The 13,562-nt window shown below is 64.4% G+C and carries 10 protein-coding genes; 3 read left to right on the forward strand and 7 right to left on the reverse strand.

Annotated elements, in window-relative coordinates:
- Nucleotides 1-197: 197 nt before the first annotated feature.
- From AC1AUD_RS07740 to AC1AUD_RS07750, 3 genes are all read right to left on the reverse strand, one after another.
- The gene (locus AC1AUD_RS07740) at nucleotides 198-1,412 is read right to left on the reverse strand and encodes a D-alanine--D-alanine ligase family protein (protein WP_476573688.1); all 1,215 of its coding nucleotides are present in this window, start codon (nucleotides 1,410-1,412) and stop codon (nucleotides 198-200) included.
- Nucleotides 1,413-1,471: 59 nt separating this feature from the next.
- Nucleotides 1,472-2,470, reverse strand: a complete 999-nt coding sequence (locus AC1AUD_RS07745) for an NAD(P)H-dependent glycerol-3-phosphate dehydrogenase (protein ID WP_476573690.1) — start codon at nucleotides 2,468-2,470, stop codon at nucleotides 1,472-1,474.
- Nucleotides 2,471-2,714: 244 nt separating this feature from the next.
- Entirely contained in the window at nucleotides 2,715-3,641 is a 927-nt protein-coding gene (locus tag AC1AUD_RS07750; RefSeq protein ID WP_476573692.1) for a lysophospholipid acyltransferase family protein, read from the reverse strand.
- A 986-nt stretch (nucleotides 3,642-4,627) separates the two neighbouring features.
- On the opposite strand from AC1AUD_RS07750, the gene AC1AUD_RS07755 reads away from it, so the two are divergent.
- The 3 genes from AC1AUD_RS07755 to dinB all read left to right on the forward strand — a co-directional run bounded on the left by AC1AUD_RS07755 (nucleotide 4,628) and on the right by dinB (nucleotide 8,359).
- Nucleotides 4,628-5,290 (forward strand): TetR/AcrR family transcriptional regulator, encoded by a 663-nt coding sequence (locus tag AC1AUD_RS07755; protein WP_476573694.1) that lies wholly within the window; start codon nucleotides 4,628-4,630, stop codon nucleotides 5,288-5,290.
- Nucleotides 5,291-5,532: 242 nt separating this feature from the next.
- Entirely contained in the window at nucleotides 5,533-6,858 is a 1,326-nt protein-coding gene (locus tag AC1AUD_RS07760) for an MFS transporter (RefSeq protein WP_476573696.1), read from the forward strand.
- Between the two features lie 226 nt (nucleotides 6,859-7,084).
- Nucleotides 7,085-8,359 (forward strand): DNA polymerase IV, encoded by a 1,275-nt coding sequence (gene dinB, locus AC1AUD_RS07765; RefSeq protein ID WP_476573698.1) that lies wholly within the window; start codon nucleotides 7,085-7,087, stop codon nucleotides 8,357-8,359.
- A 519-nt stretch (nucleotides 8,360-8,878) separates the two neighbouring features.
- Here the strand turns inward: dinB and dapC are convergent.
- From dapC to AC1AUD_RS07785, 4 genes are all read right to left on the reverse strand, one after another.
- The gene (dapC, locus tag AC1AUD_RS07770) at nucleotides 8,879-10,018 is read right to left on the reverse strand and encodes a succinyldiaminopimelate transaminase (protein WP_476573700.1); all 1,140 of its coding nucleotides are present in this window, start codon (nucleotides 10,016-10,018) and stop codon (nucleotides 8,879-8,881) included.
- Between the two features lie 76 nt (nucleotides 10,019-10,094).
- Entirely contained in the window at nucleotides 10,095-10,415 is a 321-nt protein-coding gene (gene fdxA / locus AC1AUD_RS07775) for a ferredoxin (protein ID WP_476573702.1), read from the reverse strand.
- Nucleotides 10,416-10,573: 158 nt separating this feature from the next.
- Nucleotides 10,574-12,067 carry an amino acid permease gene (locus AC1AUD_RS07780; RefSeq protein ID WP_476573704.1) on the reverse strand — a complete coding sequence of 498 codons (1,494 nt, stop codon included), beginning with the start codon at nucleotides 12,065-12,067 and terminating at the stop codon, nucleotides 10,574-10,576.
- A gap of 137 nt (nucleotides 12,068-12,204) precedes the next feature.
- Complete coding sequence (locus AC1AUD_RS07785; protein WP_476573706.1) at nucleotides 12,205-13,422, reverse strand: UDP-N-acetylmuramate dehydrogenase; 1,218 nt, start codon at nucleotides 13,420-13,422, stop codon at nucleotides 12,205-12,207.
- Nucleotides 13,423-13,562 lie beyond the last annotated feature (140 nt).

Consider the following 13,562-nt stretch of genomic DNA (forward strand, 5'->3'; position numbering starts at 1 on the left):
TGAAAAGAGGCGGGTCCGGATTGCTCCGCCCGCCTCCGATCGTGCGTTATTTGCGCGTTATCTACGCGTTATTTGCGCCGTGTGCGGCGGATATAGGTGACGATCACGTCGATGACGACGATGACCGCGATGATGATAACCGCCGCCAGTACCGTTCTCCACGTCATATCGTCTCTCCTTTCCGCCTTGGCTTGGGCTTAGCGCAACACGCCCTCGATCAGGCGGGTGATGAGCTCGGTGTATCCGATGCCGGAGGCCTCCCATGCCTTGGGATACATGGAGATCGGCGTGAAACCGGGCATCGTGTTGATCTCGTTGATCATGATCTCGCCGTCGGGCGTCACGAAGGAATCGACACGGCTCAGGCCGGCGCCGTCGACCGCGGTGAAGGCGCGCGCGGCGATATCACGCACGCGTTCCAACGTTTCGGCCGGCAGCTTGGCCGGCACCTCGACGTGGGAGGCGGCGGCATCGGTATATTTGGAATCGAAATCGTAGAACTGGTCGTCGTCGGGCCGGTCGAGCACAATCTCGCCGGGCATGCTCACCATGGGCTCGTCGCCGGGGCGGGCGGCGAGCACCGCGCACTCGACCTCGCGCGCGTCGATGCCCTGCTCGACCAGCACACGCCAATCATGGCGGCTGGCCTCAAGCACGGCGGCGGCGATTCCGTCGGCATCCCCCGGATGCTCGACCTTGGTGACGCCGAAGCTGGAACCGGCGCGGGAGGGCTTGACGAAGAGCGGATATTTAAGCCCCGCCTCCTCGACCTGCATGAGCACCGCGGCGGCGTCGGCCGCAAATCCGTCGGCCTTGTCATAGCGACGCGTATCGAGCGTGATGCCGGGGGCAACCGGAATGCCGGCGGCTGACAGCAACACCTTAGTGTAATGCTTGTCCATGCAGGCGGCGGAGGCGAACACACCGCAACCGACATACGGCACATCCATCATCTCCAGCAGGCCCTGCACGGTGCCGTCCTCGCCATAGGGACCATGGAGCACGGGCAGCACGGCGTCGATATGGCCCAGCGAAGTGACGACGCTGTGATGCTCCGGATCGGACATGCTCACGAAATTGGTGCCGAAGCCATGCTCGGCGCGATTGGCGAGGCGCAGCTCCTCGTGCTCGCCGACGAAGAAGCCGTCCTGGCCGAGCGCCACATCAAGCATGACGGGGCGCGATTCCGGGGTGATCGTCACCTCGGGCAAGCTGTCGCCCTCGAGGTTCCATCCGCGCGGATCCTCGCCGCCGACGATCCACTGGCCATCCTTGGTGATGCCCACGGGAATCGCCTCGAACCGCTCGGTGTCGAGCGCCTTGAGCACGCCCGCGGTCGACACGCACGAGATCGGGTGCTCGTCGGCCTTGCCACCATACAACACGACAATACGCTTCTTGGACATGCTCATCCTTCGCTTGGCTGGGTCCCCTGGCTTGGATCCTTGACTTTGGTCTCGGATTCGACAATCTACTCGGCGGTGATTTCGCCGCCGAACAACTCGACCATCATCTGGTCGAAGCTGATGCCGTCATTGATGACATGGCTGACGGCCTGCGCCAACGGCATCGACACACCGAGCTCCTTGGCGAGGGCCAGCACGGCGGTGGCGGTGGGCACGCCCTCGGCCACTCCGTTGCTCACGGCGGTCGCCTCCTCGACGCTCATGCCCTTGCCGAGGTTGAAGCCGAAGGTGTAGTTGCGGCTCAGAGGCGAACCGCAGGTGGCCACGAGGTCGCCGAAACCGGCCAGGCCGCCGAAGGTCTCGGCCTTCGCGCCGGCCGCGATGCCAAGCTTCTTGAGCTCCGCGAGGCCACGCGTCTCGATCATCGCGGCGGTGTTCTCGCCGTAGCCGGCGCCGCGCGACATGCCGACGGCGAGCGCGACGACGTTCTTCATCGAGCCGCACATCTCCACGCCGATCACGTCCTCGGAGGTGAAGGGCTTGAAATACTTGGTCTGGCAGGCGCGGGCCACACGCAGCGCCACGTAGGGATTGCAGGAGGCGATGACGGCGCCGGCGGGGTTGCGGGCGGCGACCTCCTTGGAGAGGTTCGGGCCGGAAAGCGCGGCGAAGCGGCCGTCGGGCAGGCCGAGCGCCTCTTTGACGACCTCGTCCATGCGCTTGCCAGTGCCGCGTTCGATGCCCTTCATCAGGCTCACGATCACGGCGTTCTCGGGAATGAGGTCCTTGAACTCCTCAAGCGCCACGCGGGCGAACTGCGCGGCGATGGCGACGACGATGATCTCGGCGTCCTTGACGGCCTCGGCGCGGTCGCCGGTGGCGGTCATGTTGTCGGGCAGCCGTTCGACCGACGGCAGACGCACCTCGTTGACATGCCGGTCGCGGATGCCCTCGACGATCTCGGGCTCGATGGCCCACATCGTCACCTCGTTGCCCGCGTCGGCCAGCACCTGGCCGAAGGCGGTACCCCAGGCTCCGGCTCCCAATACCGTTACTTTGCTCATATTCACAACTCCCTACATTACCGCCCTCGGCCGCCCATCACCGTGTCAGTCCAGGGACATATCCAACTATCTCAGCTCTCGAACCATGCGCAGTGCGACAACTTGTGCGCAGTGCTACATGACGCAGTGCAACAATGCCGGTATTCCAACGTTCTGCAATGTCGCACCACGCGCACTTTGTCACACTGCGCATATTTCGTCGCACTGCGTATGCTTTGTCGCACCGCGGGTCATAGCGTGACCATCACGACTCGACGATGTAACGGTCAGCATCGTGGATGCCGCCGACGAGCGCCACACGCGACATCGTGCGATAGTCCCAATATCCGCCGGCGGGGAATGCCTCGCCGCGGATCTCCTCCATCACCGCGTTCATGCGGCGGAACACGCGGTCCGTCAGCTCGGCGACCTTGTCGGCCGGCGGCTCGTCGCCCCATGTGTCGGCGTCGGCCAGCAGGTCGGCGTAGTCGAGGCGGGCGTCGTATCCCATCACCACATTCTTGCGAGGCCAAGGCCACCACTGGTTGATCGACCCTGCGCCCCACGTCACCGCACAATACAGCGGCACCTGATGTCCAAGGCGACGCGAGGCTTCGAGCGCGATGTATCCCACGCCCTCCTTGATGCTCATCACCCATTTCTGCGGATCGCGCGTCACCGTGCCCTCGGGCCACAGCGTCAACGGGCGGCCGGAGGTCAGGATGTTCACCGAGGTCTCCTCGATGGCCTTCGCCTGGCCTGAGCGGCGCGGCACCGGCTGCATGCCGACGAGCTGGAACCATTTGCCGATCAACGGCCATTTCGCCATCTCGGCCTTGGCCATGTATCGCGGGCGACGGCCCATATGGAACAGGCTCATCATCGGCACGAACACGTCATACATCGTCACATGCGTGGCGGCAGTGATGAACGGGCCGGTCTCGGGCACATGCTCCAAGCCCCAGGCCTTCACCTTGGAACGGTTGCCGAGCACCATGGACACCCCGGCCAGCAGCCGTTCGGTGGCCTTGGGGTTCTGCGCCCGGATCTCCGCGTCATTGGGGGTCCTGGGGCCGGTGGGGTAATACTTGGTCGGGTCCACGAGCCGGTGGCGTTTCGCCAACCGCGCGACCTGCGCGTCGCTCAGCGGCTTGACGGCCGTGCGAGGCGAGGGTTTTCCTTTCGATGCCATGCTTCCCCATTCTAGCGACGCACGCGGAGGGCACCGCCGATTTGCCGGGCCTTCCATGCCCATATTCGTGCGGGTTTGGCATGTCGTCGTCGGTGTTTGGCGGGCCGTACAGGTCTGCGCCCATATTCGCACGGGTTTGGCCTCACCACGCGCCGATCGGCGACGTCTTGTCCGCTCCGGATTCGCGGGGGTTTGGTTTCACCGCAGGCCGTCATCAGGCAACAATCCTCCCGGCTCACATGTTCCGCAGGGCTTTTACGAATGCCGCGCCGATCCCCAGCGCGCCCATCACCCGTTCCCATATTCGCGAGGCCTTCGCCCAGTCATAGTCACCATCCGGCATCCCTTCCTCGCGCCCCTTATTCGCAGGGACCTGACGTACCGGTTTTTCCGCAGTCCGACGGAGCCCGTGCGGAAAACCGTACGTTAAGCAGGTCGTAGAAATACGGTTTTCCGCACACGAACGGCGGTCATGCGAAAAACCGTACATTAAGCAGGCTGTAGGAATACGTTTCTACGCACGCCGACGGTGGTCATGCGGAAAACCGTAATCTAAGCCGCCGTAGATGTACGGTTTTCCGCATACCCTTCGTCGGCGCGCGTATTTTCGTACACAAGGGGTTGGCCAGCATGCGGTTCTGTGCGCATGACCTCGCCGGACTGCTCATTTTCGTACTCCCAGCCCGTCTTAGCGTACGTTTATGCGCAGCGGCTCCATTGCCCTGCGCATTTTCGTACTCCTGGCTCACCTCAGTGTACGTTTCTGCGCAGCGGCCTCGTCAGCCTGCTTATTTTCGTACGGATGGGATTCGGCAGCGTACGTTTACGCGCACAGGCTCCGTCTGACTGCGCATTTTCGTACGCGAAAGTCGATACAACGCATAGACATGGGCGTATGGGCACGGACATATGAACGCGCGGAATGAATGATACCGACCGACGGTATGTATAATGGGGAGCACGATATTCATCGGAAGGAGACGGATATGGCGCGGAACGCACATCCCGAGGTGACGCGGGCACGTATCCTCGACGCGGCGCAGGAACTGTTCGCCGAGCAGGGATATGAGCACACGTCCATCCAGAACATCGTCGATAGGCTCGGCGACCTCTCCAAAGGCGCGATATATCACCACTTCGCCTCCAAGGAGGCGATTCTCGAGGCGCTGGGCGAGCGCGACAGCAATGAGCAGATGAGCGCCAACAGCGAAATCATGGCGCGCGACGACCTCAACGCCTTGGACAAGCTCCGCGAGATCCTGCGGCACTCGATGAGCGACGTCACGCATCTGCAGATCACCCGCTCCTCGATGCCGATGCTTGACGACCCGGCCACCTTTGCCGCGAATATGCGCTTCTGGTCGCAGGAGCTGCCCCGCCTGTGGCTGCCGCTGTTTGAGGAAGGCATCGAAGACGGTTCCATCCCCACCGAGTATCCGCGTGAGGCGGCCCAGTTGCTCGCGCTGTTGCCGAACTACTGGATGCCCTCCGCATTTTCCGCCGAGCCAGCCACCAAGCGCGATATGATGCGCCGGGTGCGCTGCCTGTCCACCATGCTCGACGCCATCGGCGTGCCGCTGTTCGACGAGGCGCTTATCGAGCTGACCGTCGAGAGCATGACCTTCCTCGGCAGCGAACGGAAGGAGTGAAAGGCCAGACGACATTGCCCACTGAGACCGAAGCCAGGATTGGCATCGGACGCCGGTCTGCACAGCACGGATACCGTCAGGCCAGTCACACCGTCTCCAGCACCAGACAACCCCATCCACTAACATCCGTCCCTCTCCGACATACATACCAACCACCACCGCAAGCCCTTTTCCCAACACTTATTTACATACCGTCGGTCGGTATTAATAGATACGACCGCACTTCACGAAAGGAATATGAGATGAACCGCCAGCCACACGACGCACCCGCAGCCGACGTCGAGAAGCCCCGCTCCCCGCTACGCTCGCGGGACTTTGTTCTGCTGATCGCAGGGCAAGGCATCTCGCTGTTCGGCAATATGATGCTGCGATTTGCGATGGCGATGCGGGTGTTGGACGAAACCGGCTCGGCCACGATGTTCGCCTCGATCCTCGCCGTGTCGATTGTGCCGACGATTCTGCTGAGTCCGTTCGGCGGCGTGCTCGCCGATCGGATGAATCGCCGCACGATCATGGTTGCGCTCGACGCAGCCTCGGGCGTGCTGGTGCTGGTCTGCGCGCTCACGTTCGCCGGCATCGGCTTCAATATCGTGGCCATCGGCGCGATGCAGGTGGGACTCGCGGTGCTCGGCGCCTTCGAGACGCCCACGGTGCAGGCCGCGCTGCCGCAGATGTTCCGAGCGCACGGGCCAGATGCGATGCGCCGGGCGATGGCCGTGGTCAACCAGACCCAGCAACTCGGCACGCTACTGCCGAGCTTCCTCGGCGGGGTGCTCTATGTGGCCTTCGGCATCCGTCTCATGATGGCGATCACCATCGCGAGCTTCGCGCTGGCCGCCACGCTGGAAAGCCTCATCCGGCTCGGCGCGCCGGACCGCGCCGTCGAGATGGGCGACGATGGCGCGCTCCCCTCACCGCTCGCCGATCTCAAGGCCGGGGTGCGGTTCCTGACGCACGACCGCCCGCATGTGCTCAAACTGCTGCTGTTCGCCGCGGCGCTGAACTTCGTCACGATTGGGTTCTCCGGCGTGGGTTTTCCCTATACGATCCGCACGGCGCTGGGCTTCGATGCGACGGTATATGGTGTGGCCGACGGATTGGTCGGCGTGGCCGGGGTGACGGGCGCGATGTTGGCCGGCATATGCGCGGAGCGACTGACCATGCGTCGCCTGCCGCCGGCATTGGCCGCGGTCGCTCTCACCGTGCTGCCGCAGGGCGTGGTGTTCCTGCTGCCGGTGGGCGCGTGGACGAAACTCGTGGTGCTGGTCGCCTTCACCTGCGGCACGATGGTGGCGGCAAGTTTCACGAATCTCATCGCCATTCCGGCGATTCAGATAAGCACGCCGGAGTCGATGACCGGCAAAGTGATGGCGATGTGCTCGGCGCTGTGCATGTGCGCGCAGCCGTTGGGACAGCTGGTGTATGGCTGGGCCTACGACCGATTCCCCGTTGCCGCGGTGCTGCTTGCCTCGGCGGGCGCGCTGGCTACGCTCACTGTGCTGATGACTCCGATCTCCCGCCAGTTCGACGAATCACCTCAGCCATCCCATCCGGCCCAGTCGGTATAACCGGGGCAGCCAGCGCATCAGCGCAATCGGCATATCCCGCCCAGTCGGCCCCATCCGAACCAACTGAGCAAAAACATACCGGGCGAGCTGAGTCAGCCAACCCAGCCTGCATATCTTGCCCAATCACCCCAACGAGAGCGACCCCACACAGTCAAACATAGCGAGAACACCCCCGGCCCCAGTCCCCCGCACCCTCCGCCCGGCGGAACGGGGATAGGATGGGGATATGAGCACTGCGCCGAGGATCGAGGCCGCCAAACGCGATTGGGGACATGACGAAACCGGCTGCACGGTGCTGCATATCGATATGGATGCCTTCTATGCCTCGCTGGAAGTGGCCCGCCATCCGGAACTCAAAGGCCTGCCTGTGGTCATCGGCACGGGCCCGCGATCCGTTGTGTCGGCGGCGAGCTACGAGGCGCGCCGATATGGCATCAATTCGGCGATGCCGACCGCACGCGCCCGCCAGCTGTGCCCCTCGGCCGTGTTCCTGCCGGTCGACATGGCCCATTACCGCGCGGTGTCGCGCGCGATCATGACCGAGATATTCCACGCGGTGACGCCGGAGGTCGAGCAGGTGTCGGTGGACGAGGCCTATCTGGATGTCTCTGGCGCTCTGCTGCGCTGGAAATCGCCCACCGCCATCGGCGCATGGATCCGCGAGCAGGTCGCGCGACGCTTCCATGTGACCTGTTCGGTGGGCGTGGCGGCGAACAAGCTCGTCGCCAAGATGGCGTCGAATAACGCCAAACCGAACGGCATGCTGCTGATTCCCGCCGCCCGCTCGGCCGAATTCGTGCAGATGATGCCCCTGCGCGGCATTCCCGGCATCGGCCCGGCGCTGGAGCAACGCCTCAAGACATGGGGCATCGAGTCCGTGGCCGACTTGGCCGCGACCGACGAGACGACGTTGGCAAGCGCCACCGGCTCCAAAACCGTGGCGCATGGTCTGTGGCTGGCCTCTCATGGCATGGACGAACGCGTGGTGACGCCATACACGCCGGAGAAATCCATCGGTTCGGAGCGCACCCTGGACACCGACACCACCGATATGCGCGTGGTGCTGCGTCTGCTGCGCCGCGCCTGCGACGAGGTGGCGACGAGCTTGCGCCGGCGTGGGCTGATGGCACGCACGGTGACGATCAAGCTGCGTTTCGCCGACCTCAGCTATCGCACGCGCGCCCATACGCTTGACAAGCCGGTGGATGCGGCGAGCGCGCTCTACCCGCAGTGCGCGCGGCTGCTGCGGATGATGCTCGATATGCCGCAGGATGCGCCGGATACGATGCCGCTGCCGAAGTTGGTGCGGTTGGCCGGTATGAGTGCAAGCGGACTGGGCGAGACGGCGACCACCGCCGTGCAGGCCACGCTTGAGGATGTGCTCGAGGAAGGCGACTCGGGGCCAGGCGGGGCGAAGTCCGCGAAGCTGCGCGACGCGGAGGCCGCGCTGGACGCAGTGCGTCAGCGCTTCGGCAAAGGCGCGGCGAATCTCGGGGCATAGGCGCCATCCCGCACATAGGCGTTACCGTCCTCGGTACGCTTCACATGGAGCCTTGCCTGAGCCGTGCTGTTCGCGCACAGGCGTTACCTAGCCGCCACCCAGTGGCACGCGGGTAACGCTTAATTGGTTCCTAGCGTTCCTCGTACTCCATTCAGCGGCATCCAGGTAACGCTGACGGATCGTAGCGTTACCCACGCTCCACGCAGTGGCATCCGAACAACGCTGAGATACATCCTGGCGTTACTTGCATTCCATTCAGCGGCATCCAAGTAACACTAGTGGGTCGCAGCGTTATCCACGCTCCACGCAGTGGCATCTAAGTAACGCTGAGATACACTCCCGAGTTGCCTACACTCCACTCAGTGGCACCCAGGTAACACTGACGAATCGTAGCGTTCCTTATGCGCCACTCGGCGGCATCCAGGTAATGCTGAAATACGCCTTAGAGTTACCCACACTCCGGTTCATGGCACGTAGGCAACGCAACCGACCGGAAACTGGGTCCGCGACCGATAGCCCCTAGGCCGCGCGCAGCCGCTCGGCGGCGGAGGCGATGGCCTCGTCGGTGGCGGTGGCGGAGAAGCGCAGATATCCCGGCGCACCGTAGAACTCGCCGGGGCTGGGGATGATGCCGATGCTGGCAAGTGCCTCCATATCGATCCAGCAATCGCCGGAACGCGCCGGAACCCACACATAGAGCGCGCCGTCGGGCATGGTCGCGTCGTAGCCGTATGCACGCAGCGCGTCGACGAGCGTGACCAGACGCGCGTGATATCGCGCCCATTGCTCACGCACCGATTCCTCGTCGCGCAGGGCGACGGCCATCGCCGCCTGCACCGGCCCGGGGATGATCTGGCCGATTTGTTTGCGATACTCGGTCATCTCGGCGATCAGCGCACGGTCACCCGCGACGAAGGCGGTGCGGTATCCGGCCAGATTCGACTGCTTGCTCAGCGAATACAGCGCCAGCACGCCGTCGGCGGAACCGGCGCACACCTCCGCGTCCAACGCGCAGGGAGCGGCGGGAGCGGGCTCGGCAGAATCAGCCGCATACGTCATCAGCGCATAGCACTCGTCGGAGAGCACGGTGGCGCCGATTCCACGCGCCGCCGCGACAACGCGCGCCAAGGCATCCGCATCCAGCACCTGCCCGGTCGGGTTGCACGGCGAGTTGACCCACACGGCCTTCACACCCGGCACGCCGACCCACGAATCCACATCGGTCACGTCGTCGACCTTGAGCACCGTGGCACCGGCCAGCTGCGTGCCGATCTCATAAGTCGGGTAGCTCACGCGCGGCTGCACGACCACATCGCCCGGTCCCAAGTGCAGCAGCGAGGCCATCAGCGCCACGCCCTCCTTGGAACCCACGGTGGGCACAAGATCCGCGCCGATGGCCGCAAGATCCACGCCGCGGCGCGCGCGGAACCACTCGGCGATGGCGGCACGCAGGTCCGGAGTGCCGGCCGTGGCCGGATATCCATGCGCATTCGGCGCGTCGGCAGCCTCGGCGAGCGCGACGCGCACGCAGGCCGGCACCGGGTCGACGGGCGAGCCGACGGACAGATCGACCATGCCGCCGGGCGCGGCTGCGGCCGTCTTCTTGTATCCCGCGATACGCGACCAGTCATACGGCGTTTCATAGGAATGGAAACCCACAATACCCCTCCGGACTCAAACGCCCTCCCCAACGCAAGTCACGCGTGGGAAGGGCGCAAAATATCACAACGAAATATCAGGCGTTCTGCGGCGGCAGCGCGGCGACCTGCTCGGGATCCTTGCCGATCGGGCCGTTGGCCGAGGCACCGCCCAGATCGCCGACCTCGGCGAAGAAGTTCACGGCGGCGTCCTTGTACCACGCCCACTCCTCGGGCAGATCGTCCTCGTAGAAGATCGCCTCGGTCGGACACACCGGCTCGCAGGCGCCGCAGTCGACGCACTCGTTCGGGTTGATGTAGAGCGAACGAGAACCCTCGTAGATGCAATCGACCGGGCACTCGTCGACGCAGGCCTTGTCCTTGACGTCCACGCAAGGTTGGGCGACGACGTATGGCATGATGACCTCCCGCTTCAGCGACGTTGAAATACGACTGTCGCCAAGCCTACTCCGGACACTCCCCCGCCAGCGATAAGAGAGCTGCCACCGGGCGGGCAGAGTCGTTGGAAACCGCCATTGTCACGCAAGGGATGGCAGCTCGCTCATCGGCGAGACCCTCAGTCGTGCGGCAGCAATCCGTCCGCCCCGACATGCCCCAGCAGCGCATGCCGGTAGCCATAGCCGAAGTAAATCGTGAAACCGACGGCCAGCCACACGACGAAACGCACCCAAGTCAGCACGCTGAGGTTGACCATCAGCCACAGATTCGCCGCGGCGATGAGGATCGGCAGCCAGGGATTGCCCGGCAGCTTGAACGAACGCGGCAGATCCGGGCGCTTGCGGCGCATGATCGGCACCGAAATCGCCACCAGTGTGAAGGCCGACAGCGTGCCGATGTTCACCATGTCGGACAGCACGTCGATCGGGAAGAATGCGGCGACGACGGCCACGACCACGCCCGCGGCGATCTGCAGACGCACCGGCGTGCCATGGCGGCCGGTGCGCGACAGGCCGCGCGGCAGCAGTCCGTCGCGGATCATCGCGAACACCACGCGCGTCAGGCCCAGCAGCAGCACCATGATGACGGTGGCCAGGCCCAGCACGATGCCAAAGCTGATGATCTTCGCGGCCCATGTCGCACCGACCATCTCGAAGGCGGTGGCCAACGACGGGCTGTCGACCTGCGCCAGATCGCGGTAGGAGACCGTGCCGGTGGTGACGACGGCGACCAACGTGTACATGACGATGATCAGCGCGATGCCCACGCCGATGCCCAGCGGCACGCTGCGCCGGGGATCCTTGGCCTCCTCGGAGGTCGTGGCCACGACATCGAAGCCGAGGAAGGCGAAGAACACGAGCGCCGCGCCCGAAAGGATGCCGGGGATGCCGTAGGTGCTCGGCTCCATGCCGGTGACGAACTGCCACAGCGGCTGCAGCATCGTCGCCTCGTCGCCGGTGGCGCGCGCGGGCTCGGCCGGCGGGATGAACGGCGTGTAATTGGCGGCGTTCACGTAGAAGAATCCGACAATGACGACGAAGAAGACGATGGCGATCTTGAGCACGGTCATCGCGCCGTCGACGCGCGCGCCAAGCTTGGTGCCGAAGACCAGCAGCGTCGTGAAGAAGGCGACGATGATGATCGGGGCAATGTCGATGGAGAATCCGCCGATATTCACCACGGTGCCGATCCGCCATCCCATCAATCCGAAGAATTCGTTGAGATAGACGCCCCAGTATTTCGAGATGACGGAACCGGCCATCAGCATCTCGAGGATCAGATCCCAGCCGATGATCCACGCGACGATTTCGCCGACGGTCATGTAGGTGAAGGTGTATGCGGAGCCGGCGACCGGAATCATCGACGCGAATTCCGCGTAGCACATGACGGCCGCGCCGCAGACGACGCCGGCGATGACGAAGCTCAGGATGACGGCGGGCCCCGCGTGGAAGGCGGCGGCCTGCGCGCCGACGGAGAAGATGCCCGCGCCGACGGCGACGGCCACGCCCATGATGGCGAGGTCCCACCACGTCAGGTTACGTTTGAGCGTGCGCCCCTGCTCGCCGGTTTCGGCCAGCGTCTGCTCGACGGTTTTGGTGCGGAATATATGCATGGACTTCAGCCCCTTCGCGGTTCTCCGTTCTCGTCATTCTCCACTGTACAAGCGAGCTGCCACCATTTCGGCCCGCTTGTTGGAATCATGCGGAAAACGCCGAAACGATGGCAGCTCGCTTGTCGACTGGATGGAACCTAGAGGTCAAGCCCAATGACCACTGGCTCGGGAACGAGGCTCACGCCGAAGGCATCGCGGACGCCCGACTGTATCGCGCGGGCCAGCTCGACGACATCGGCAGCGGCCGCGCCACCGCGGTTGGTCAGGGCGAGGGTGTGCAGATCGGACAGACCGGCGGGACTATCAGGGCTGACGCGGAAACTCTTGTGGAAACCGGCGTGGTCGATCAGCCAGGCGGCGGAGGTTTTGATGCCTGGCGTGCCGTCGGGCAGCGTCGCGTCGAATCGCGGCGCATCCTCCGGCAGCGTGGCGGCCTGCTCAGGCGTCAGGATCGGGTTGGTGAAGAAGCTGCCGCAGGAGTGGCGATTGGCGCGGACCGCGTTCATGTCCGGGGCCAGGTCGGAACCGGCCGCCTTCTCGAATCGTTCCAAATCCGCCATGATGTTCTCCGCACGCTTCGTGCCATCCATGGCAGCGTCCGCATATCGCATCGGATCCTCCAGCATGCCCTTCGAAGCACGCACCTTGAGCACGGCCTCGCGGATCGCACTCGTCTCCATGCGGTCGCCGACCTCGACGCCGAGCGCCTTGGCGAGCTGCCCGAAGTTCACGGTGCCGGTCGCCGAATGCTTCAGCGCGAAGGTGACCGACAGCACCACATATCGCGGCGTCGGAAAGAATGGATTGCGCTCCCCCGCGGCCGGCGCGGCATACATGCTGGATTTCAGGGCGGAGGTGCGATATCCGAAGTTAAGATCGGCGGGCGCGAGCTCGCGTGTGGTCTTCTCAAGGCGGTCCCACACCTCAACCGATTCGACCGAGGTGGCGACCTCCTGCCCGTAGGCGCCGATGTTCTGGACCACGGATGCGCCCACGGTGCCGGGGATGCCGGACAGACCCTCGACGCCTTCCAATCCGATTGACACGGTGAAGGCGACGAAATCATCCCAGTTCACACCGGCTTCGGCATTGACGTGGACGGTGGTGTCACCGCCCTCGACCGGAGCGGCCTCATCGGGCACGGTGATCGCACGGCGCGCGTCACGCACGACGACGCCTTCGAAGGGCACGTCGGACACGAGCATATTGGATCCGCCGCCGATCACGCACAACGGCAGGCCCTTGGCGTCGGCGTCTTCAACGGCCTCGATGATGCCGACGCGGGAGTCGGGCTCCACGAAACGGGCGATCTCGCCGCCGACCTGGATGGTGGTGATGTCTGCGAAGGAAGTCATGAGACCCCATGGTAGCGCGACCGTGGCCGCAATCGCCTTCCGTCGGGACCGACGGACCGCCAATCGACGCTGGCGCGGAACCTGTCGACTGTTCCAGGGGTTGAGCACAAGAATTGTGTACTTAGTCCCTGAATTGTGTA

The sequence above is a fragment of the Bifidobacterium sp. LH_730 genome (genome assembly GCF_056355835.1).